The organism is Nocardioides kribbensis, from assembly GCF_015070375.1.
Lineage (GTDB): Bacteria > Actinomycetota > Actinomycetes > Propionibacteriales > Nocardioidaceae > Nocardioides > Nocardioides kribbensis.
This window is the reverse complement of record NZ_JADCLL010000002.1, coordinates 462,556-484,635: the sequence shown is the minus strand read 5'-3', so window position 1 is coordinate 484,635 and position 22,080 is coordinate 462,556. Positions and strand designations below refer to the sequence as shown.

The following is a 22,080-nucleotide window of genomic DNA, read 5'->3' as shown; positions in this document are numbered from 1 at the left end:
CCCGCTCACACCACCTGCCGACCACCGACCCAGACCGCCTGCACGAGGGGCACCCCGGGCCGGTAGGCCAGGTGCACGTGGCTCGGCGCGTCGAGCACGACGAGGTCGGCGCGGGCCCCGACGGTGAGCCGTCCGACGTCGTCGCGGTCGAGCGCGGCCGCCCCGACCGCCGTGGCCGCGTGCACGGCCTCAGCCGCGGTGAGCCCCATCTCGCGCACGGCCAGGGCGATGCAGAAGGCCATGCTGCTGGTGAAGCTGGAGCCGGGGTTGCAGTCGCTGGCCAGTGCCACCCGCACACCGGCGTCGAGCAGCCTGCGGGCGTCGGGGTAGGGCTGCCGGGTGGAGAACTCCACGCCCGGCAGCAGGGTCGCGACCGTGCCCGTCTCGCGCAGCGCGTCGACGTCGGCGTCGGTGAGGTAGGTGCAGTGGTCGACGGCGGCCAGCCCGAGCTCGGCGGCCAGCAGCACCCCGGGCCCGGGTCCGAGCTGGTTGGCGTGCAGGCGCCCCCGCAGCCCGACCGCCGCTCCCGCGGCGAGCACCGCGCTGGCCTGGTCGGCGTCGAAGGCGCCGGTCTCGCAGAAGACGTCGATCCACCGGGCGTGGGGCGCGGCTGCCTCGAGCATCGGCCCGGTGACGAGGTCGACGTAGGCCGCCGGGTCGTCGGCGAGCTCGGCGGGCACGACGTGGGCCCCCAGGTACGTCGTCTCCTCGGTGAACTGGCGCGCCACCGCGAGCGAGCGCGCCTCGTCGCGCACGGTCAGGCCGTAGCCGCTCTTGGTCTCCAGCGTCGTCGTGCCCTGCCGACGCATCTCCGCGACCAGGCGCGCCACCGTGGCGGTCAGCTGCTCGTCGGTGGCGGCACGGGTCGCGGCGACCGTGGTGCGGATGCCGCCGGCGGCGTAGGGACGCCCGGCCATCCGTGCCTCGAACTCCGCGGCCCGGTCGCCGGCGTGCACGAGGTGGGAGTGGGAGTCGACGAAGCCCGGCAGCACGGCCCGCCCGCCCAGGTCCACGCGCAGGTCGGCCGCCGGTGCCGACGCCGCCGGCCCCACCCACGCGACCCGTCCGCGCTCGACCAGCAGCGCCGCGTCGTGGCGCAGCCCGAGCGTGTCGTCGTCCCCGGGGTCGTTGGTCACCAGCTCCCCAATGCCGGTGAGCAGGGTGGTCGGCCCGGCGGCCCCGCCCGCACCGGACGGGCCGGTCGGGATGGCTGGGGTGAAACCGGGCGGGGTGAGGGGGCTGTGCGGGCCGCCGGTCACGGCAGGACCTCCTGGATCGCGGCGGCCAGGGCGGCGCCGAGGGGCTGGGCGGGGGCCGGGGCCGCGGGGCCGACGACCCAGCGACCGTCGACCATGACGGCGAGGACGTCGGCGGCGCTCGCGGCGAAGACGGCGGTGTGCTCGTCGTCGCCGGTGCCGGCCGTGCGCGGGGAGGACGTGTCGAGCACGACCAGGTCGGCCCGGGCGCCGACCTCGAGGCGTCCGGCGTCGGGGAAGCCGAGCCCGGCGTGGTCGGTGCCGGCCGCGAGGAGCTCGTCCGCGCTCCAGTGACCACGGCGGCGCGAGGTCAGCCGCTCGTCGAGCTCCAGGGCGCGCATCTCCTCCCACGGGTCGACCACGGCGTGGCTGTCGCTGCCCAGCGAGAGGACCGCTCCCGCGTCGGCGAGACGGCGCGCGGGGCCGACGCCGTCGCCGAGGTCGCGCTCGGTGGTCGGGCACGGGCAGACGCGGGTGCCGGAGCCGCCGAGCAGGTCGACGTCGGCGTCGGTGAGGTGGGTGGCGTGGACCGCGGTGGTCCGGGGGCCGAGCGCGCCGGCGTCGGCGAGCAGGCGGGTCGGGGTGACGCCGTAGGCGGCGAGGCAGGCGGCGTTCTCGGCCGGCTGCTCGGAGAGGTGCACGTGCAGCGGGTCGCCGGCGGCCGCGGCCACCACGGTCGGCAGGTCGGCCCGGGGCACCGCCCGCACGGAGTGGATCGCCGCGCCCACGACCACGTCGTCGACCCCGGCCAGCCGCTCGACCAGCGCGGCGCGCCGCTCGGCCCAGGCCTGCGCGGAGCCGTCGCTGCACCGCCGCTGCACGCCCTCGACGGGGGCGCCGAAGCCGCTGCTGAGGTAGCAGGTGTCGAGCAGGGTCAGCCGCAGTCCGACCGCACGGGCGGCCTCGACGAGGGCGAGCTCCATCGCGTGGTCGGGGTAGGGCGTGCCGTCGGGTCGGTGGTGGAGGTAGTGGAACTCGCCGAGGGTCGTCACGCCCGAGGCGACGATCTCCCCGAGGACGGCCCGGGCGAGGCGGTGGTAGGAGTCGGGGTCCAGCCGCGCGGCGACGGCGTACATCTGCTCGCGCCAGGTCCAGAACGTGCCCCGGCCGCGCTGGGTGCGCCCCCGCAGGGCGCGGTGGAAGGCGTGGCTGTGGGCGTTGGCCTGCCCGGGCACCACCAGGCCGTCGAGCACCACCGCCGCGCGCCCCTCGCCCACCGCTCCCCCCGGCTCCACGCGCGTGAAGCGACCGTCGGCCACCTCCACCAGGACGTCGTCGCGGGTGGCGCCGCCGACCCACGCCCGCCGCAGCACGTACGCCGTGGTGGCCGCGCCGCTCCCGGCGCCGGCCGGGCGGGTGGCCCCCCGGGGCGCGCCGCCGGTCGCAGGGCCGGTCGCAGGGCCGGTCGCAGAGCCGGGCGCGGAGCCGGGCGCGGAGCCGAAGACGAGTCCGCTCACCGCGCCAGCACCTCGAGCGCGTCGGTCAGCGCCTCGACGCCGGCGAGGCAGTCGGCGACCTCGGCGTGCTCGGCCGGGGAGTGCGAGACGCCGGTGGGGTTGCGCACGAAGATCATGGCCGTCGGCACGCCGGCCGCGGCGAGCACGCCCGCGTCGTGGCCGGCCTGCGTGTCGAGCACCGGCCAGCCGCGCGCGGCCGCGTCGAGGACCCCGACCAGCGCCGGGTCGAAGCCCACCGCTCCCGAGACCGACTCGGGGTGCACGGCCAGCGAGGTGCCGTCGCGCTCGGCGCGGGCGGCGGCCTGGGCGGTGATCGCGGCGACCAGCGCCTCCAGCTCGGGCTCGCTCGCGGCGCGGGCGTCGAGCCAGGCGCTGACCCTCGACGCGATGACGTTGGTCGACCCCGGCGTCACCTCGACCCGCCCGATCGTGGCGCGGGCCCCGGCCAACCGCGCCTGCTTGCCGGCCGCGAGCGCGGTCATCGCGAACGTCAGCACCGGGTCGGCGCGGTCCTCCATGCGGGTCGTGCCGGCGTGGTCGGCGCGGCCCTCGAGGTCGAGCCGCCAGCGCCCGTGCGGCCAGATGCCCCGGGCCATGCCCACCGGAGCGTCGAGGTCGACCAGCGCCCGGCCCTGCTCGACGTGCAGCTCGACGAAGGTCCCGACGCCCTCGAGCAGACCGGCCCCCGGCCCTCCGCCCGACCCGGCACCCGACCCTGCGCCCGGCCCCTCCTCGAGCCCCTGCCCCAGCCCGGCCGCCTCCAGCGCGTCGGGCAGCCGCACGCCGTCGGGGTCGACGAGCTCGCGCAGGTCGGCCCACGCCGCCCTGCCGGTGGCCCACCGCGAGCCCAGGCAGGCCCGCCCGAAGCGCGAGCCCTCCTCCTCCGCGAACACCGACACCCCGACCGGCCGACCGGGCCGAGCACCCCGCTCGCGCAGCCGGTCGAGCGCGGCCAGGGCCGAGACGACGCCGAGCGGACCGTCGTAGGCCCCGCCGTCGTCGACGGAGTCGAGGTGCGAGCCGGTCAGCACGCCCGGACCGCTCGCCCCCTCCGGGCGCCACCACGCCACGACGCTGCCCAGCCCGTCGACCCGTACGTCGAGCCCGCGGCCCGCGCACTGCTCCAGGAACCACGCGCGCAGCTCGCGCTCGGCGCCGTCCCACGGCCGCCGGTGGTAGCCGCCGGTGCGCGCCGAGCGGCCGACGGGCACGAGGTCGCGCCACATCGCCTCGAAGTCGGGACGACGGCCGGCGGGCCGCTCAGCGGGGGTGTCGGGCACAGTGACCTCCGTGGAGTTCCGAGACGTGGTGCGGCGTCGCCGCATGGTGCGCCGCTACAGCGACCGACCGGTCGACCCGGCCCTGGTGACCCGCGCGATCGAGCACGCGACCCGTGCACCGAGCGCCGGCTACAGCCAGGGCTGGGGCTTCCTGGTGCTGGAGGACCCCGCCGACGTGCGCCGCTTCTGGGAGGCCACCAGCGACGACGTGCACGACCCCGGCCCGTGGCTGGCGGGCATGATGACCGCGCCGGTGGTGATCGTGCCGTGCAGCAGCAAGGCGGCCTACCTGGCCCGCTACGCCGAGCCCGACAAGGGCTGGGAGGACCGTGCGGAGGCGCGCTGGGCCAAGCCCTACTGGCACATGGACGCCGCGATGGCCAGCCTGCTCATCCTCCAGACCGCGGTCGACGAGGGCCTGGGGGCCTGCTTCTTCGGGGTGCCCCCGGGGCGCGAGGCCGCGCTGCGCGAGGCGTTCGGACTGCCCGACGAGGTCGACCCGATCGGGGTCGTCACCCTGGGCCACCGGGTCGCCGACACCGGCAGCGCCGGCTCCCCGGCTCGCCGTGGGCGCCGGCCCCTGGAGCAGGTCCTCCACCGCGGCCGCTGGGGCACCGGCACGGGCGGCGCCGAAGGCGCCGACAGGGACGACGACGGGTAGCGGCACCGAGCCAGTCCACCGGCCGCCGCGCGGCCGGTCAACGCACCGGGCCGCCGAGGCGTCTCGGATCCGAGACGACTCGTCCCCGGGGGGTCCGTAGGCTGGGGGACGCGGAGGTGAGGTCACATGACCGACGAGACCCGGGCGGCCCGCAGGGACCAGGCCGCCGACGAGCGCGAGCGGCGCAAGCGCAGCGGACAGAGCGCGGCGGCCGCCCGCATCCAGCACCAGTCCAGCTGGGTCGACCAGCAGATCCGCGTGGCCATGGCCCGCGGCGACTTCGACGACCTGCCCGGCGCCGGCAAGCCGATCCAGGGCCTCGGCACCGACCACGACCCCGACTGGTGGGTCAAGAAGCTCGTCGAGCGCGAGCAGATCACCGGGGTGCTGCCGCCGAGCCTGGCCCTGCGCAAGGAGGACGCCGAGCTCGACGCGCGCCTCGACACCTTCACGATGGAGGCCGAGGCCCGCCGGGCGGTCGAGGACTTCAACGCCCGCGTGCTGCACGCCCGCTACACCCCCACCGACGGCCCGCCCCTCATCACCATGCCGCGCGACGTCGACGCCACCCTCGCCGGCTGGCGCGCGCGCCGCGAGGAGCGGCGCGAGGCCCAGCGCCGGGCCCTCGCCGCCCAGGCCGCGGCGGCTCCCGCTCCGCGGCGCCGCTGGTGGCGTCGCCGGCGGGCCACGGGCTCCTAGCCTGGTCCGGACGACGACCCGGGCGGGGGTGCGCCCGTCCCGGCGGCGCCCCGCCCTGCCTCGTCCCACACCGAGGGGCACCACCGGTAGGCCAGCGCGACGAGGTGGTCAGCGAACCGTCGGGCGCGATCGGCGGGGCCGAGGTCATCCCACAGCGCGATCTCCAGGCTCACCATCCCGTGCACCCCCGCCCAGAGGGTGACGGCCACCTGCTCGGGGTCGTCGGAGCGCAGCAGACCGGCAGACCCGGCCCGCCGCACCGCCGTCACCAGCGGCACGGCGGTGGGGTCCTCCACCCAGCGGCGACCCCGCAGCCCCTCCGCGCGCACGCGCCCACCCATCAGCACCGTGTAGAGCTCGGGGTGCGCCAGCGCCCAGTCGCGGTAGGCGTGCCCCAGCGCGAGGAGGTCGGCCAGGGCGTCGTCGGTGGCGCCGACCGCCCGCTGCGCCGCCGCGAACCCCTCGCTCGCCTCCTCCAGCACGGCCGCCACCAGGTGCTCCTTGCCGCCGAAGAGGGTGTAGACCGCGTTGGTCGAGGTGCCCGCGGCCGCGGCGACTGCCCGCAGCGACAGGCCGTCGACCCCGCCCTCGGCGATCGAGGCCGCCGCGGCCGCGACGAGCGCCCCGCGGAGCCGGTCGTCGTACACACGGGGTCTTGCCACGGGCGGACCCTAGCATCACACTGTTCTATAACAGTGTCATACCAGGAGGTCGACCATGGGATCCCTGCAGGAGGGCCGTCACACGACGCCCAGCGAGGACGACGTCACCGTGTTCCTCGTCGGGATGCGCTTCAACCAGCCGTGGAAGGTGCACCGGTGGCTGCCGGTCTTCCTCGCCATGCCCCGCATGCTGACCCACCTCGAGCGGCACCCCGAGGCCGGGCTGCTCGGGCACCACCTCTGGGCGGGCCGCACCATGCTGGTGGTGAGCTACTGGCGCAGCCCTGACCACCTCCAGCGCTTCGCCGCCGACCGCGACGCCCCCCACCTCGCCGCCTGGCGGCGCTTCCAGCGGCGCGCCGCCGCCGGTGGCCGGGCGGTCGGCGTCTTCCACGAGACCTACGTCAGCCACCCGGGCGAGCGCGAGGCCGTCTACGTCGACATGCCCCGCTTCGGCCTGGCCGCGGCCACCGGCTCCGCACCCGTCGACGAGCGCACCCGGACCGCCCGGCAGCGCCTGGCCGCGGGCCGCAGCAGCACCTCGCGATGACGCGGCGGCGGCCCGGCGCCGACGCGGCGCGCGGGGCCGACGTCCGGCGAGAGATCGGTCATACCCGCCGGTAACCGCGCGCTGCTACGTTCGCGCGCATGCGACCCAGCAAGGACTTCTTCCGGCCCCTCGCGGTGGGTGCGCCCACCCCGCCCACCGACATCCCGGCCCGCCCCAGCCGGGCGATCCACTTCTTCGACCCGAGCAACGCGAAGATGGCGGCCAAGATCCCGCAGATGGTCGGCGGCGTCGACGTCCTGCTGGGCAACCTCGAGGACGCGGTCAAGGCCGACAACAAGGTGGCCGCGCGCGAGGGCCTCGTGCGGATCGGCCAGGAGACCGAGGGTCTCGGCGGGCCCGACAGCCCCACGCAGCTGTGGACGCGCATCAACTCCCTCGACAGCCCGTGGGCCCTCGACGACCTCACCACGCTGGTGCCGGCGATCGGCCACACGCTCGACGTGGTCATGGTGCCGAAGGTGCAGGGCGCCGAGGACATCCACTACGTCGACCGCCTGCTGGCCCAGCTCGAGGCCAAGGCCGGTCTCGACCGGCCGATCCTGGTGCACGCCATCCTCGAGACCGCGCGCGGCATGGCCAACGTCGAGGAGATCTGCGGCGCGAGCCCGCGCATGCAGGGCCTCAGCCTGGGCCCGGCCGACCTGGCCGCCGACCGCCGCATGAAGACCACCCGCGTCGGCGGCGGGCACCCCGGCTACCTCGTGCGCCAGGACCCTCCCCGCAACGAGCTCGGCGTCGCCGAGATCGAGGCCCCGCGCTCGGTCTTCCAGCAGGACCTGTGGCACTACACCATCGCCCGCATGGTCGACGCCTGCGCGATGCACGGCATCTACCCCTACTACGGCCCCTTCGGCGACATCGCCGACGTCGTGGCGTGCGAGGACCAGTTCCGCAACGCCTTCCTGCTCGGCTGCGTCGGCACGTGGAGCCTGCACCCCAAGCAGATCGCCATCGCCCACCGGGTCTTCAGCCCGTCGGTCGAGGACGTCGCGCACGCCCGGCGCGTGGTCGCGGCCATGGGCGACGGCACGGGCGCGGTGATGCTCGACGGCAAGATGGAGGACGACGCCTCCCTCAAGCAGTGCCTGGTCATGGTGGAGCTGGCCGAGCAGCTGGCCGCCATCGACCCCGAGCTCGCCGAGCAGTACGCCGCCGCCGGGTCGGAGGACTGAGATGACCGAGCACCCCACCGCGCCCGAGACCCCCGCGCACACCCCGCTGCGCTCGGTGCTCTACATGCCCAGCTCCAACGAGCGGGCCCTGGAGAAGGCCAAGTCGCTGCCGTGCGACGGGCTCATCCTCGACCTCGAGGACGCCGTCGCCCCCGACGCCAAGCCCGCGGCGCGCGAGGCGGCCGCGGCCGCCGTGGCGTCGGGCGAGTACGGCCGGCGCACCGTGACCATCCGCGTCAACGGCCTCGGCACCGAGTGGCACGACGCCGACCTCGTGGCCGCCGCCCAGGCCGGCCCCGCCGGCGTCGTGGTGCCGAAGGTCGGCAGCGCCGCCGAGGTCCGCGCCCTGGTCGCCGCCCTGGAGAATGCCGGCGCCCCCGACCACACCCGGCTGTGGGCCATGGTCGAGACCCCGCAGGCCATCCTCGACGTGCGCGAGATCGCCGCCGCCTCCGACCGGCTCGCGGTGCTGGTGATGGGCACCAACGACCTGGTCAAGGAGCTCTACGCCGAGCACGTGCCCGGCCGCGCGCCGCTGCTCACCTCGCTGTCGCTGTCGCTGCTGGCCGCCCGGGCCGCCGGCGTCGCGATCCTCGACGGGGTCTACAACGACGTGAAGGACGCCGACGGGTTCCTCGCCGAGTGCCGCCAGGGCCGCGAGCTGGGCTTCGACGGCAAGACCCTCATCCACCCCGGCCAGGTCGAGGGCGCCAACACCGCCTTCGCCCCGAGCCCCGAGGCGGTCGAGGACGCCCGCGGCGTGCTCCAGGCGTGGGAGGACGGTCGGGGCTCGGGCGTGGTGACCTACCGCGGCAAGATGGTGGAGAACCTCCACGTCGAGTCCGCGACCCGCACGCTGCGCATCCACGAGGCGATCACCGCGCTGCAGTGACCCCGGCGGTGATCCCGGCGGTGGTCTGATGGGGGCGTGAGCCTCCTCGACGCGTTCCACACCAGCATCCGCCTCGCCGGGCGGGAGGACGAGCCCGCACCCGGCATCGTCCTCGACAGCGACGGCCCGGTGCGTCGCCGCTACCCGGCGACGCCCGGGTCGTCGTACTGCATGGTCGAGTGCCCGGAGGGTCTCGGCGCGGACCCCGACCACTGGATCGCGCGGCAGGTGGCGTTCTTCTCCGGGCGCGGGGAGCAGGTGGAGTGGAAGACCTACTCCTACGACTCCCCCGCCGACCTCGCCGACCGGCTCGTCGCGGCGGGCTTCGTCGCCGAGGACGAGGAGACGCTGCTGCTCGGCGAGGTCGCCGGGCTGGTCCACGACGTCGCGCTTCCCGACGGCGTCGCCCTGCGGCAGGTGAGCAGCGAGGAGGACCTCGCGCGGGTCGACGACCTCCTGCGCACGATCTGGGGCGAGGGCCGCGACGACGGCTCGCTCGCCGCCGAGGTGCGCGCCGACCCCGACGCGGTCGACGTCGTCGTGGCGGAGGAGTCGCCCACGGGACCGGTGCTGTGCGCCGGGTGGCTGCGCTACACCCGCGGCACCGACTTCGCCAGCATGTGGGGCGGCTCGACGCTGCCGCAGTGGCGGCGCCGTGGGCTCTACCGGGCGACGGTCGCGCACCGCGCCGCGCTGGCCCGCGACCGCGGCCACCGCTACGTGCGCCTCGACACCTCGCCCCACTCCCGTCCGATCCTCGAGCGGCTCGGCCTGCGGGCGGTCGCCACCACGACGCCGTACGTTCTCGACGCGCGCAGCGGCGCCGCCGCACCGCTCGTGACCCGGCCGTGAGCCGCTCGGCGGCCGCCTGACCTGGGACGACGATGCACGGTCACCCCCAGAGGTGAGCGCCGTCACAGTGGTCGAGGAGTAGACCTGGGACTCCACACTCTGGAGGGAGTCTCACATGGTCCTCATCGGACTTATCCTGCTGCTCATCGGCATCTTCGCGTCCATCCCGCTGCTGACGACGATCGGCATCATCCTGCTGGTCGTCGGTCTGGTCCTGAACCTCGTGCCGATCGGAGGCACCCGACGGCGGGTCTTCTGACCCCCGCTCGGCGACCAGCACGACCGCGGCACGACCGCGCCGCACGACGACCCCCGGCCCTCGGTCGGGGGTCGTCGTCGTGTGGCGCGGCGCAGCCGGTCAGCCCCAGAGGTCGCGCACCCGGTCGACCCACGCGGCGGCCTGGGCGTGCCCGGCGCGGGCCGAGGGCGGGCGCGCCGCGGGGTCGAGCACGTTGCGGCCGATGGCCGCCCGGGCGTCGGCGTCGGGCGTGATCACCAGGTGGGCCACGCCCAGGTCGGTGAGCTGCTGGCGCGCGCTGCGCAGTGGCCCGACGCCCCGGTCGGCGGGGGCGAGCACGACCACGGGGTCGCAGCCCTCCGCGAGGTCGGCGTTGGTGCCCGAGCGCACGCCGCCGTCGACGTAGGTGCGCCCCAGGATCGGGATGGGCGGGTAGACGCACGGCACGGCGCAGCTGGCGTTGACGGCGTCCTCGAGGCCCACGTCGCCGCCGGGCCCGAAGCGCACCAGCTCCCCGGTGGCGACCTCGACGGCGGTCACGACGAGGTCGCGCTCGGGCCAGGTGGTGCTGGTGAGGCGGCGTCGCACCTGCGCGTAGCGCTCCTCGACGCTGGGGGTGCGCCCCGCGGCCGCCAGGCGTACGGCGCGCCGCCCCAGCACCCGGCCGAAGCGCTCGACGTCGCCGCGCGAGGCCAGCAGCCCCAGCGCGAACTGCGCCACCACGCCCACCCCGATCCGCGCCGGCGGGTCGGTGTCGGTGGGGGGCAGCAGCTGACGGCGGTAGAGCTCCTCGAGGCCGACGCCGCTGGTGACCTGCGCCCCCACGATGGAGCCCGCCGACGTGCCGACGACCCGGTCGGCGACGGTCAGGTCGACCCCCGCCTCGGCCAGGCCGGCGAGCAGGCCGGTCTCCCAGGCGATCCCGGTGATGCCGCCGCCGCCCAGGACCAGTCCGCGTCTCGTCACGGCGCCATCCTGCCCTCCCCCCCGCCCGTCGGGGGCGCGCCGCGCGGGGCGCGGGCCTCAGCCCTCGTGCCGCTCGCCCGCGTCGAGCCGGGCCACCCGCCGCGGGCCCGCGGTGCGCCGGTAGGACGCGTCGACCAGCTCGGCCACCTCGGCCCATTGCTCCTCCCACCCCGGCGACCCGGGTGCGGCGAGGTCGAGGCCGACCCAGCCCGAGGGACCCAGGTAGGCCGGCACGAACGAGCGGGGGTCGTCCAGCACGGCCTCGCGCTCGCCGGGCTCGAGCAGCACCACCACGCAGCGGGGGTGCTGCACCCAGGCGCCGTCGACGCGCCGGGAGCCGCCGTAGTAGGCGAAGACCTTGCCGCGCGGGGCGGCGAAGAAGGCGGGGCGGCCGTGGGAGACCTTCGTCGCGGCGTCGGGCAGGGCCAGCGCGAGCGTGCGCAGCTGCAGCAGGGCGGGGTCGTCGTCGTCGAACATCGGCGGGTGGGCCACGCCTCAGGTTGGCTCCCAGCCGGCGAGGAAGTCCAGCACCACCGCCGCCGGCATCTCGCACGGGCGGAAGCGGTCGACGCCGTCGCCGGGCGAGTAGAGGTTGGCGCTCACCACCGCCGTGCCGCCGCGCTCCTCGGCCCACACCTTCTGCGAGCGGCCGCCGACCTGCTCGCTGCGGGTCAGCGACCAGGTGCGCCCGGCGTAGCGCACGGTGCTGTGGCCCAGCGGCACCCGCGCGAAGAGCCGCGCGGCCTCGGTGGCCTCCGCGGCCTCCTGGTCCACCTCGGGCTCGGGTCGGGACGCGGGGTCGGGCACGCCGCCATCATGGCGCGCTCCCGGGCGCCCGACGTGGCGGCCGGCGCGGCGGCCGACGCGGGCAGCGATGATGGGACGCGTGAGAGCGGTGGTGCAGCGGGTGACGTCGGCGCGCGTCGAGGTGGCGGGGGTCGACGGCCCCGCGGTGGTGGGGGCGATCGAGCGGCCGGGCCTGCTGGTCTACCTCGGCGTCACCCACGACGACGGGCCCGCCGACGTGGCCTGGGTGGCCCGCAAGGTGTGGGAGCTGCGGCTGCTGCGCGGCGAGGTCTCCGCCTCCGAGGCCGGGGCCCCGGTGCTGGTCGTCAGCCAGTTCACGCTCTACGGCGACGCGCGCAAGGGTCGCCGGCCCACCTGGCACGCGGCCGCTCCCGGCCCGGTCAGCGAGCCGCTCTACGACGCGGTCTGTGCCGAGCTCGAGCGTCTCGGCGCCGAGGTCGCCCGCGGCGTCTTCGGCGCCGACATGGCCGTCACCTCCGTCAACGACGGCCCGATCACCCTCGTCCTCGACTCGCCCCGCCCCCACGCTGGTTGAGCGGGCAGCGTCACCCGCCCCGGTGGTCGAGCAGGGAGCGCCAGCGACCGTCTCGACACCACCCCAGCGACCGACGCTCCTCCGGGTCGTCACCTCGTGCCCCGGTCCGGGTGCGAGTCGTCGTCGGAGGTGTCGGGCACCCAGCCACGCACGGTCGGTCACCGCGAGCGCCGCCACCACCGACCGGCCACGCGGGGCCGCCTCGGATCCCCGGCCGGCCCGCCAGAGAAGTGGCGGCGTACGACGGGTCGACGGCCGCCGCAGGTGTCGTCTCCCGCCACTACGCACAGTCGGTCACCACGAGCGCCGCCACCACCGGCCCCGCAACGCGGGGCCGCCTCGGGTCCCGGGCCGGCCCGCCCGAGAAGTGGCGGCGTACGACGGGTCGACGGCCGCCGCAGGTGTTGTCTCCCGCCACTCGCCCCACAGGCGGCCACCACGAGCGCCGCCACCACCGACCCCGCCACGCGGGGCCGCCTCGGATCCCCGGCCGGCCCGCCCGAGAAGTGGCGGCGTACGACGGGTCGACGGCCGCCACAGGTGTCGTCTGCCGCCACTCACCGACGCCGCCCCCGGGCCGACCCACGGGCCGGTCACCAGGCTGCTCGGCGGATCGATCCCAGCGAGAAGCCCGATCGGTCGAACTCCTGATCAGGCCGGCACCTCCGATCGGTGCCGGGGCCGGCGACCACCAGCGGACACGTCGGTCGACGGCACGGGACCAGTCACGAGACGGTTCACGCCCGCAGCCGCCAGACCACAGGCCCGTCATCGACGGGGCTGCAACACGGTCCTCACAGTCTCGGAACCACCCCACCCCGGAGATCCCCGGGCCCTCGCCGCCGCACGCCTCCCGCCGCGACCACCTCCGCCACCCCCCGTCACCCCCGCCACCCCCGCAGAGACGCAGACCACACGCCGATCCGTGCTCGCCCCTGACGGCCCGGCGCCGCGCGGCGCACACTGACGCCATGTCCCCCGGTCCGGTCGCGCCCCGCCCCGCACCCGACGTGCAGCGACCCCCCGCGAGCGCGTCCGGCCGCACCTGGCCGCTGGTGGTCGCGATGGCGGCGGCGGCGACCCTGGGCTGGCTGCCCTTCGTCGGCCGCGACGTCGGGCCCGACGAGGGCGGTCTGCTGCTGGTGGCGGCGCAGTGGGCGCCGGGCTCGTCGGTCTACGGCGACTACTTCGTCGACCGCCCGCCGGTGCTGCTCGCCCTGGTGGCGGCGGCCGAACACCTCGGCGGTCTCGTCGGGCTGCGGCTGCTCGGCGCGCTGGCGGTGGTGGCCTGCGTGCTGCTGGCCGGCCTCGTCGGGCGGATCGCCGCACCCGGCACCCGCAGGGGGCCGCTGATGGCGGCCGGTGCGGCGGCCGCGCTGACGGCCACCCCGCTCTTCGGTGGCACGGTGGTCGACGCGGAGATCCTGGGCGTGCCCTTCCTGCTGGCCGGCACGGCCGCGACCCTCGCAGCGCTCACCGCGCCCGACGCACGGCGGGCCGCCCTCCTGGGCGCCCTGGCCGGCGCGGCCGCCGTGGCCGCCGCGCTCACGAAGCAGAACCTCCTGGACGCCGGCGTGCTCCTCGCCGCCCTGGCCGTCACCGGGCTCCTCGCCCGTCGCGGCGCCGAGCGGCTCCGGCCACTGCTGGCCGGCGCGGTCGCCGGCGGCCTCGCGGCCCTCGTCCTCGCGCTGGTCGGTGCGGCGGCCCGCGGCACCGGACCGGTCGAGCTGTGGCGGGCCGTCGTGACCTTCCGCAGCCAGGCGGGCCGGGTCATCGCCACAGCCGACCCACCGTCGTCGGCCGACCGGTTCGTGGTGATGCTCGTGGCGCTGCTCGCCAGCGGCGCCCCGCTGCTGCTGGCCGCCCTCGCGCCGTCCTTGCGCCGCGCGGTGCCCCTCGGGCCCGACCGGCTCGACCTGCGCTGGGCCGCCGCCGCCGTGCTGGCCTGGGAGTGCGTGGGGGTGGCGCTGGGGGGCAGCTACTGGCTGCACTACCTGACCGGCCTGGTGCCCGGCATCGTGCTCGTCGCCGCCCTGGCCGCACGCACCCCGCCCCGGTCTCCCGGCTGGCGGCGGCGCGCGCTGGTCGCGGCGTACGCCGGCACGGCCCTGTCGGCCGCGGTCGCGGTCGGGTGGGTGGGGGTGCACCCGATCGAGCGCTCCGAGCTCGAGGTGTCGGCGTGGCTGGTCGACCACGGCCGACCGGGCGACACCGCGGTGGTGGCCTTCGGGGAGCCCAACGTGCTGTGGGCGGCGGGGATGTCGAGTCCCTACGAGCAGCTGTGGAGCCTGCCGGTGCGCGTCTCCGACCCCGACCTGCGCGAGCTCGCCGCGGTGCTGGAGGGCCCGCGGCGCCCGACCTGGCTGGTGGTCGCCGGTCGCTCCCTCCTCACCTGGGGCGTCGACCCCGACGCGGCCGAGCCCGCGGTGGCCGCCCACTACCGCGAGGTCGCCGTGGTCGCGGGCTACACGGTGCTCGAGGTGCGCCGGTGAGGTCGCCGCTCACCGGTCGCACCGACGGGCTCCCGCGCGACCTCGCGCCCTTCCCGCCGACCCGCCCCGTGGCGCGCGCCCGGGCCCTCGCCGCGGTGGCCGCCCTGCTGGCGGTGTGGGTCGCGCTCGTCGGCATCCCCAACGACACCGTCGGCGTGGCGCTGTGGCTCTGGCTGGTCGCGCTGGCCTGGCACGCCGACGCCCCGCCCGCGCGCCGCTGGGACTTCGCCCGCGACTGGTGGCGCCCGGTGCTGCTGCTGGTCGTCTACTGGCTCCTGCGGGGCCTGGCCGACCAGACCGGCGTGCCGGTGCACGTCGAGACCCCCGTGCGCCTCGACGCCTGGCTCGGCGGAGGCACGGTGCCGACGGTGTGGCTGCAGCGCGAGCTGTGCGGGGTGCCGTGCGACCCCGACGGCGCGCCGCGGTGGTGGGACGTCGCGCTCACCACCGTCTACGCCTCGCACTTCCTCCTCGCCCTGGTGCTCGCCGGGGTGCTGTGGCTGCGCGACCGCGTCGTGTGGCTGGCCTGGATGCGGCGGCTGGTGGTGCTCAACCTGTGCGGGTTGGTCGTGTACGCCCTCTACCCCATGGCGCCGCCCTGGATGGCCGCCGACCTCGGCGCGCTGCCCCCGGTGGAGCGGATCAGCGGCCGCGGCTGGTCGGAGCTCGGGCTCCACCGGCAGAGCATGGTGCTGCTCGGCATGTCCAACAAGGTCGCCGCCATGCCCTCCCTGCACGCCGGCACCGCCTTTCTGGTGGCCTTCTTCGCGCTCGGGCGACTGCGCTCGCGGTGGCGGTGGCTGCTCCTGGCCTACCCGCTGGCGATGTGCGTGGCGCTCGTCCACGGCGGCGAGCACTACGTCGTCGACACCCTCGCCGGCGCGGCGCTCGCCCTCGCCGTCGCGGTCGGCTGCAGCGCGTGGGAGCGGCGTACGGCGGCCCGCGACTCCGGCCGCGACTCCGGCCGCGACTCCGGCCGCGACTCCACCGACGACTCCGCCCACGACTCCGAGGGCCTCAGTCGCGGACGACCGGCTCCATCGGCACCGTGACGCCCCGCTCGGCGGCGACCTCGCCGGCGCGGGAGTAGCCCGCGTCGACGTGGCGGATGACGCCCATGGCCGGGTCGTTGGTCAGCACCCGCTCGAGCTTCTCGGCGGCCAGCGGGGTGCCGTCGGCCACGCACACCTGGCCGGCGTGGATCGAGCGGCCCATGCCGACACCGCCACCGTGGTGGAGCGAGACCCACGACGCACCGGAGGCGGTGCTGACCAATGCGTTGAGCAAGGCCCAGTCGGCGATGGCGTCGGAGCCGTCGAGCATCGCCTCGGTCTCGCGGTAGGGCGAGGCCACCGAGCCGCAGTCGAGGTGGTCGCGGCCGATGACCACCGGCGCCGAGAGCTCCCCGGAGGCCACCATCTCGTTGAAGCGCCGGCCCGCGCGGGCCCGCTCGCCCTGGCCCAGCCAGCAGATCCGGGCCGGGAGGCCCTGGAACTGCACCCGCTCCTGCGCCATCGCGATCCAGCGGTGGAGCCGGGCGTTGGCGGCGCTCTCCTCGGCGGGGAAGAGCTCGAGCACGGCGCGGTCGGTCGCGGCGATGTCGGCCGGGTCGCCGGAGAGCGCGGCCCACCGGAAGGGCCCGCGACCCTCGCAGAACTGCGGCCGGATGTAGGCCGGCACGAAGCCGGGGAAGGCGAAGGCGCGCTCGCAGCCGCCCTTGCGGGCCTCGTCGCGGATCGAGTTGCCGTAGTCGAAGACCTCGGCGCCGGCGTCCTGGAAGCCGACCATGGCCGCGACGTGCGCGGCCATCGACTCCCGGGCACGCAGCGTGAAGCCCTCGGGGTCGCGGGCGGCCTCCTCGCGCCAGGCCGCGGGGTCCACGCCGACGGGGAGGTAGGACAGCGGGTCGTGGGCGGAGGTCTGGTCGGTGACGACGTCGATCGGCGCACCCTGCGCGAGCAGCGCGGGGACGACCTCGGCCGCGTTGCCGAGCACGCCGATCGACAGCGGCCGCCGGGCGTCACGGGCCTCGACGGCGAGGGCGAGCGCGTGCTCGAGGGAGTCGGCCTGCACGTCGAGGTAGCGGTGCTCCAGGCGCCGGGTGATGCGCGCCTGGTCGACCTCGACGCACAGCGCCACGCCGTCGTTCATGGTCACCGCCAGCGGCTGCGCCCCGCCCATGCCGCCGAGCCCGGCGGTGAGGGTGATGGTGCCGGCCAGGGTGCCGCCCCCGATCTTGTTGGCCACGGCGGCGAAGGTCTCGAAGGTGCCCTGGAGGATCCCCTGGGTGCCGATGTAGATCCACGACCCGGCCGTCATCTGGCCGTACATCGTCAGCCCCAGGTCCTCCAGGCGACGGAACTCCTCCCAGGTGGCCCAGTCTCCGACGAGGTGGGAGTTGGCGATCAGCACGCGCGGCGCCCACGTGTGCGTGCGCATCACCCCCACCGGCTTGCCGCTCTGCACGAGCATCGTCTCGTCGTCGCCGAGGGTGGTGAGGGTCCGCACCAGGGCGTCGTAGGCCTCCCAGCTGCGGGCGGCGCGGCCGGTGCCGCCGTAGACGACGAGGTCCTCGGGCCGCTCGGCGTTGTCGGGGTCGAGGTTGTTCATCAGCATCCGCAGCGCGGCCTCGGTCTGCCACGACCGCGCGGTCAGCGTCGTGCCGCGCGCGGCCCGGATCGGCAGCCGCGGGTTGCCGCCCCCGGCCTCGCCGCTCGCGGCACCCGCGCTCGCGGCACCGGCGGGCGTGCGGACGTCCCCGCTCATCGCAGCGCTCCGGTGACCGACTCGGCGGCGGCCACGACGGCGCCCGAGGCCACGAGACCGACGGCGACCTCGATCTCCGGGGCGAGGTGGCGGTCGGGGCCGGGGCCGTCGAGACCGTGCTCGCGCAGCAGCCGCATGACGGCGCCGGTGGCCGGGGAGGGCGCGAGGCCCGCGGTGTCGCCGGTGGTGGAGCGCAGGTCGAGGGCGCGGGCCGCGGTCATCACCTCGATCGCCACCACGCGGGTCAGGCCGTCGACGGCGCGGCGCAGCTTGCGGGCGGCGCCCCAGCCCATCGACACGTGGTCCTCCTGCATCGCCGAGCTCGGGATCGAGTCGACCGAGGCCGGCGCGGCGAGCCGCTTGAGCTCGGAGACGATCGCGGCCTGCGTGTACTGCGCGATCATCAGCCCGCTGTCGACCCCGGGGTCGTGGGCGAGGAAGGGCGGGAGCCCGTGGCTGCGCGCCCGGTCGAGGAAGCGGTCGGTGCGCCGCTCGCTGATCGAGGCGACGTCGGCGGCCACGATGGCCAGGAAGTCGAGCACGTAGGCGACCGGGGCGCCGTGGAAGTTGCCGTTGGACTCCACGGTGTCGCCGAGCACGACCGGGTTGTCGACGGCCGAGGCCAGCTCCACCTCGGCCACCCGCGCGGCGTGGTCGACGGTGTCGCGGGCGGCGCCGTGCACCTGCGGCGAGCAGCGCAGCGAGTAGGCGTCCTGCACGCGGTGGCACTCCGGGCCGCGGTGGGAGTCCATCAGCGGGGAGTCGGCGAGCAGCGCGACCAGGTTGGCGGCCGAGGCGCCCTGCCCCGGGTGGGGGCGCAGGGCCTGCAGCGCGGCGGCGAAGACCCGGTCGGTGCCGAGCTGGCCCTCCACCGACATCGCGGCGGCCACGTCGGCGGTGCGCAGCAGGCGGCGCAGGTCGGCGATCGCCATCACCAGCATGCCGAGCATGCCGTCGGTGCCGTTGATGAGGGCCAGGCCCTCCTTCTCGGCCAGCTCGACGGGTCGCAGCCCGGCCGCGGCCAGCGCCTCGGCGGCCGGGCGCAGCACCCCCTCGGCGTCGCGCACGGGCCCCTCGCCCATGAGGGCCAGCGCGCAGTGCGACAGCGGCGCGAGGTCGCCGGAGCAGCCCAGCGACCCGTGCTCGTGCACCACCGGCGTGATCCGGTGGGTCAGCAGCGCCGCGAGCAGCTCCGCGGTCTCGAGCCTGACCCCGGTGCGCCCGGTGGCCAGGGTCGAGAGCCGCAGCAGCATGAGCGCGCGGGTCACCTCCACCTCGACCTCCGGCCCCGAGCCCGCGGCGTGGCTGCGCACCAGGGAGCGCTGCAGCTGCGCCCGCTGCGCGACCGGGATGTGGCGGGTCGCGAGCGCCCCGAAGCCGGTGCTCACGCCGTACGCCGGCACGTCGCCGGCCGCCAGCAGCTCCACCACCTCGCGGGCGGAGCCGATGGCGCTGCGGGCCTCGGGAGCGAGCACGACGGGGGCGCCATCGCGGGCGACGGCCACGACCTCGGCGGGGGTGACCGGACCGGTGCCGACGACCACGGCCGCGCCGTGGTCGCCGGCGGCCCGCTCGGCGTCGTGGCTCCGGTGGTCGGTGCTGGGGTCGGTGACGGTGTCCATGGGCCCAGTCTCGGCAGCCGGCCGGGTCGCCGACAGGGCCGGCCGACCGCCACTGTCTCGGATCCGAGACGAATCGGCCGGGGCCGCCGCACGACACCACCGCGGTGGTCTCGACCACCTGTCGGCCCGACGGAGGCCCTGTCAACCTGACGAGACGGCGGCCGGCACCGGCGCCACCAGGGCGATCGGGCGCTCTGGTCGCCCCGCGCGGAGCGCCAACCGCACTGGATCGGATCCAAGTCTCACGAATTTAGGCGGTCTAGCCCGCGGGACCCCCTCGGTGTGCAGAATAAATGGCGGAAGTCACATCTGAGATGTGTCTTACCCGCGTCCGGCTGAGGGAGGTCGGCGCGCCCTCCCCCTCAGCAGCAGGAGTCTCTATGCGTTCTCGCCTGGTCCCCGTCGCGACGGCGCTCGCCGTCGCGACCTCGACCGCCCTCATGATGGCCCCCACCTCGACGGCGGCCCCCGCCGCCGGCGGTGACAGCTCGGCCAAGCTCACCAACACCAACTTCGCCTTCACCGCGACCGGCTACGGCACCCTGGTCGAGGGCGGCATGGTCCCGGCCGACTCCGGCACCACCGGCTTCAGCACCATCGCGTGCACCAACCAGGCCGGCAAGACCCGCGACAACTACATCGCCGAGGTCAACGTGCCCGGCCTCGGCACCATCTCGGGCGTCCGCACCGACGTGCAGACCCGCCAGCGCAAGAACAAGGTGTTCTCCCTGGCCAAGCACTCCGTCGCCGACGTCTCGATCCTCGACACCCCCCTCGGGTCGCTGTCGATCACCGGGGTCTCGGCCACCTCGCGCGTCACCTACACCAAGTCGGGACCCGACAAGGGCTTCAAGACCGCCACCAACACCTCGGTCCTCGGCATCAAGCTCCAGCCCGCCGGCGGCCTGCCCGCGCAGACCGTGCCCCTGCCCACCCCGGACCAGCCGATCACCATCCCCGGCCTGGCCACCATCTCGCTGGGCAAGAGCATCGAGAAGAAGAACCGCCAGGGCGCCACGGCCTACGCCAACGCCCTCTTCATCCACGTCATCCCGACCGACACCACCGTCAAGGTCGCCCGCAGCGCCGCCAAGCTCGAGCGTGGCGCGGTCTCCGGGATCTTCAACGGCAACTCCAGCCCCGTGCGCGCCGACGTCATCGGCGACCTCATCCGGGTCGGCCGCGCCGTCAACTCGATCATGCCGTGCACCGGCACCGACGGCGAGCTGAAGAAGAAGAGCGCCGCCAGCGTCAACCTGGCCGACCAGGTCGTCGTCGACGGCGCCTACAGCCAGCAGCGCGCCAACCAGGTCAAGGGCCGCGCGAGCGGCACCGAGGAGTCCGGCGTCGCCAAGATCTCCCTCGGCGGCGACGCCCTGGTCATCGAGGGCCTCCAGGCCAAGGTCAACGTGGTCCGCAAGGGCAGCAAGGTGACCAAGAACGGCTTCACGAAGTTCGTCGGCATCACCGCCGGCGGTCAGGCCCAGGAGCTCGACCAGCTGCCCGAGACCATCGAGATCCCCGGCGTCGGCCTGGTCAAGCTGGAGTTCAACCTCAAGCGCAAGACCGCCTGGGGCATGAAGGTCGTCGCGCTGCGCATCACGCTGCTCGAGGCCGGCGGCGACGACGTCGACTCGGTCGTCAACATCGGCGAGGCCAAGCTCCGCATCCAGCCGCTCGGCAGCTGAGCCGCCGCGGCGGTCGCCACCGGCCCGCCGCTCCACCGCCGCGCCACGCGGCACCCGTCCCCACCCGACCGGCCCGGTCCCCTCACGCAGGGGGCCGGGCCGGTCGGCGTACCCGGCCCTGCTCCGGGGCGGACCGGCCCCGGCCGCGGACTGGGACGCGGCGCGCGTCCGGGCCCGGCGGGGCTTGTACTGGACCGGTGACCACCCCGCCCTCGACCGCGAACCGGCCGGCGACCGAGGTCGGCGCGGCCCGCCGCTGGGCCATGCTGGCGGCCTCGACGACGGCGCAGGCGGCGGCCGGCATCACCATCCACGGGCCCGCGTTCCTCATCCCCGTGCTCGTCGCCGACGGCGGGCTCAGCCTCGCCCAGGCCGGTCTCGTCGCCGCCGCACCGACGCTCGGCGTCACCCTGACGCTGGTGGCGTGGGGGGCGCTGGCCGACGCCCGCGGCGAGCGCGCCACGCTGCTGGTCGGGCTCGTGCTCACCGCCGCGCTCGGCGGCGTCGCCATGGCCGGAGGCGGTGTGGTCGCGCTGGCGCTGGCGCTGGCCGCGGCCGGGGCGGCCGCGGCGAGCACCGCCTCGGCCAGCGGGCGGGTGGTCGTCGGGTGGTTCCCGCCGCACCGTCGCGGCCTGGCCATGGGCATCCGGCAGATGGCCCAGCCGGCCGGGGTCGGGATCGCGGCCGTCACCATCGCCGTGGTCGCCGAGACCCGCGGCGTCACGGCGGCCCTCGGGGTGCCCGTCGCGGCCGCGCTGCTGGCCGCCGCCCTGGTCGCCGCGGTGGTCGTCGACCCGCCGCGGCCCGAGCGTCGCGAGGGCAGCGCCCCCAACCCCTACCGCGAGGACGGCTTCCTGGCCCGCGTGCACGCCGTGTCGGTGCTCCTGGTCGTGCCGCAGTTCCTCGTGTGGACCTTCGCCCTCGTCTGGCTCGTGCAGGACCGCGGCTGGTCGGCGGCCGCGGCGGGCACGCTCGTCGCCGTCTCCCAGCTGCTCGGGGCGCTCGGGCGGGTGGCGGTCGGACAGCTCAGCGACGTCGTCGGGAGCCGGATCCGCCCGCTGCGCTGGGTCACGGTGGCGGCGGGGCTCTCCATGGCCGCCCTCGGCCTCGCCGCCGGGCTCGACGCGGCCGTGGCCGTGCCGCTGGTGGTGCTCGCCACCGTGGTCACGGTCGCCGACAACGGCCTGGCCTTCACCGCCGTCGCCGAGCGGGCCGGGCCGTTCTGGTCGGGGCGGGCGCTGGGTGCGCAGAACACCGCGCAGTACCTCGCCGCCTCCGCCGTCCCGCCCGTCGCCGGCCTGCTCGTGGCGCAGGCGGGGTACGCCGCCGCCTTCGCCCTGGCCGCCCTCTGCCCGCTGGCCGCGGTCGCCCTCGTGCCGGTGCGGGGGGAGCGCGCCCTGCGCTGAGGCGGCGCCCGGCGCGAGGGATGAGCGCAGGGGACCCGGGCGGGTGAAGCCGCGGGGG

Annotated in this window: 21 protein-coding genes; 12 read left to right on the top strand and 9 right to left on the bottom strand. The window is 76.2% G+C overall.

All coding sequences use genetic code 11. From position 1 onward, the window contains the following. Positions 1-5 precede the first annotated feature (5 nt). The 3 genes from hutI to IR170_RS07845 form a co-directional block, all read right to left on the bottom strand. On the bottom strand, positions 6-1,160 hold the full coding sequence (gene hutI, locus IR170_RS07855) for an imidazolonepropionase (RefSeq protein WP_406603377.1): 1,155 nt from the start codon (positions 1,158-1,160) through the stop codon (positions 6-8). 95 nt (positions 1,161-1,255) lie between these two features. Continuing rightward, positions 1,256-2,713 (bottom strand): formimidoylglutamate deiminase, encoded by a 1,458-nt coding sequence (locus IR170_RS07850; protein WP_319804963.1) that lies wholly within the window; start codon positions 2,711-2,713, stop codon positions 1,256-1,258. Then, complete coding sequence (locus tag IR170_RS07845) at positions 2,710-3,993, bottom strand: allantoate amidohydrolase (protein WP_319804962.1); 1,284 nt, start codon at positions 3,991-3,993, stop codon at positions 2,710-2,712. The genes IR170_RS07850 and IR170_RS07845 overlap by 4 nt, the downstream gene beginning before the upstream one ends. A 10-nt stretch (positions 3,994-4,003) precedes the next feature. Between IR170_RS07845 and IR170_RS07840 the strand changes: the two genes are divergently transcribed. Together IR170_RS07840 and IR170_RS07835 are read left to right on the top strand one after the other, a co-directional pair. Further along, positions 4,004-4,654, top strand: a complete 651-nt coding sequence (locus IR170_RS07840) for a nitroreductase family protein (RefSeq protein WP_193661918.1) — start codon at positions 4,004-4,006, stop codon at positions 4,652-4,654. A gap of 126 nt (positions 4,655-4,780) precedes the next feature. Then, positions 4,781-5,353: a DnaJ family domain-containing protein gene (locus tag IR170_RS07835; protein WP_193661917.1), complete on the top strand. Its 573-nt coding sequence runs from the start codon at positions 4,781-4,783 to the stop codon at positions 5,351-5,353. Here the strand turns inward: IR170_RS07835 and IR170_RS20255 are convergent. Further along, on the bottom strand, positions 5,350-6,015 hold the full coding sequence (locus tag IR170_RS20255) for a TetR/AcrR family transcriptional regulator (protein ID WP_193661916.1): 666 nt from the start codon (positions 6,013-6,015) through the stop codon (positions 5,350-5,352). The two genes, IR170_RS07835 and IR170_RS20255, sit on opposite strands and share 4 nt — an antisense overlap. A 55-nt stretch (positions 6,016-6,070) precedes the next feature. On the opposite strand from IR170_RS20255, the gene IR170_RS07825 reads away from it, so the two are divergent. The 5 genes from IR170_RS07825 (at position 6,071) to IR170_RS07805 (ending at position 9,761) form a co-directional block, all read left to right on the top strand. After that, positions 6,071-6,565 carry a DUF4188 domain-containing protein gene (locus tag IR170_RS07825; protein WP_193661915.1) on the top strand — a complete coding sequence of 165 codons (495 nt, stop codon included), beginning with the start codon at positions 6,071-6,073 and terminating at the stop codon, positions 6,563-6,565. Positions 6,566-6,663: 98 nt separating this feature from the next. Next, on the top strand, positions 6,664-7,758 hold the full coding sequence (locus tag IR170_RS07820; protein WP_193661914.1) for an HpcH/HpaI aldolase/citrate lyase family protein: 1,095 nt from the start codon (positions 6,664-6,666) through the stop codon (positions 7,756-7,758). A 1-nt stretch (position 7,759) separates the two neighbouring features. Beyond that, on the top strand, positions 7,760-8,650 hold the full coding sequence (locus tag IR170_RS07815) for an HpcH/HpaI aldolase/citrate lyase family protein (protein ID WP_193661913.1): 891 nt from the start codon (positions 7,760-7,762) through the stop codon (positions 8,648-8,650). A gap of 36 nt (positions 8,651-8,686) precedes the next feature. Next, complete coding sequence (locus tag IR170_RS07810) at positions 8,687-9,502, top strand: GNAT family N-acetyltransferase (protein ID WP_193661912.1); 816 nt, start codon at positions 8,687-8,689, stop codon at positions 9,500-9,502. Positions 9,503-9,617: 115 nt separating this feature from the next. Continuing rightward, on the top strand, positions 9,618-9,761 hold the full coding sequence (locus tag IR170_RS07805) for a hypothetical protein (protein ID WP_193661911.1): 144 nt from the start codon (positions 9,618-9,620) through the stop codon (positions 9,759-9,761). Positions 9,762-9,860: 99 nt separating this feature from the next. Here IR170_RS07805 and IR170_RS07800 read toward each other — a convergent pair whose 3' ends face one another. Genes IR170_RS07800 through IR170_RS07790 form a run of 3 tightly spaced genes read right to left on the bottom strand, consistent with a single transcriptional unit; the run spans position 9,861 to position 11,513 of the window. After that, a complete protein-coding gene (locus tag IR170_RS07800; RefSeq protein ID WP_193661910.1) occupies positions 9,861-10,706 on the bottom strand; it encodes a patatin-like phospholipase family protein in 846 nt (281 codons plus the stop codon). Between the two features lie 57 nt (positions 10,707-10,763). Then, positions 10,764-11,198 (bottom strand): MmcQ/YjbR family DNA-binding protein, encoded by a 435-nt coding sequence (locus IR170_RS07795; RefSeq protein ID WP_319804961.1) that lies wholly within the window; start codon positions 11,196-11,198, stop codon positions 10,764-10,766. 3 nt (positions 11,199-11,201) lie between these two features. Then, positions 11,202-11,513, bottom strand: coding sequence for a peptide methionine sulfoxide reductase (locus IR170_RS07790; RefSeq protein ID WP_193661909.1), 312 nt, complete (start codon positions 11,511-11,513; stop codon positions 11,202-11,204). Between the two features lie 79 nt (positions 11,514-11,592). On the opposite strand from IR170_RS07790, the gene dtd reads away from it, so the two are divergent. The 3 genes from dtd (at position 11,593) to IR170_RS20250 (ending at position 15,592) form a co-directional block, all read left to right on the top strand. Further along, on the top strand, positions 11,593-12,048 hold the full coding sequence (dtd, locus tag IR170_RS07785) for a D-aminoacyl-tRNA deacylase (protein ID WP_193661908.1): 456 nt from the start codon (positions 11,593-11,595) through the stop codon (positions 12,046-12,048). A gap of 971 nt (positions 12,049-13,019) precedes the next feature. Then, complete coding sequence (locus IR170_RS07780; protein WP_193661907.1) at positions 13,020-14,540, top strand: hypothetical protein; 1,521 nt, start codon at positions 13,020-13,022, stop codon at positions 14,538-14,540. After that, positions 14,537-15,592, top strand: coding sequence for a phosphatase PAP2 family protein (locus tag IR170_RS20250; protein WP_193661906.1), 1,056 nt, complete (start codon positions 14,537-14,539; stop codon positions 15,590-15,592). Before IR170_RS07780 ends, IR170_RS20250 begins: the two co-directional genes overlap by 4 nt. Here IR170_RS20250 and hutU read toward each other — a convergent pair. Together hutU and hutH are read right to left on the bottom strand one after the other, a co-directional pair. Next, positions 15,558-17,306: a urocanate hydratase gene (gene hutU, locus IR170_RS07770; protein WP_193661905.1), complete on the bottom strand. Its 1,749-nt coding sequence runs from the start codon at positions 17,304-17,306 to the stop codon at positions 15,558-15,560. The genes IR170_RS20250 and hutU overlap by 35 nt on opposite strands. After that, positions 17,303-18,928, bottom strand: coding sequence for a histidine ammonia-lyase (gene hutH / locus IR170_RS07765; RefSeq protein WP_193661904.1), 1,626 nt, complete (start codon positions 18,926-18,928; stop codon positions 17,303-17,305). The genes hutU and hutH overlap by 4 nt, the downstream gene beginning before the upstream one ends. Positions 18,929-19,308: 380 nt before the next feature. Between hutH and IR170_RS07760 the strand changes: the two genes are divergently transcribed. Further along, positions 19,309-20,616, top strand: a complete 1,308-nt coding sequence (locus IR170_RS07760) for a choice-of-anchor P family protein (protein ID WP_193661903.1) — start codon at positions 19,309-19,311, stop codon at positions 20,614-20,616. A gap of 197 nt (positions 20,617-20,813) precedes the next feature. Further along, the gene (locus tag IR170_RS07755; RefSeq protein WP_319804960.1) at positions 20,814-22,022 is read left to right on the top strand and encodes an MFS transporter; all 1,209 of its coding nucleotides are present in this window, start codon (positions 20,814-20,816) and stop codon (positions 22,020-22,022) included. Positions 22,023-22,080 lie beyond the last annotated feature (58 nt).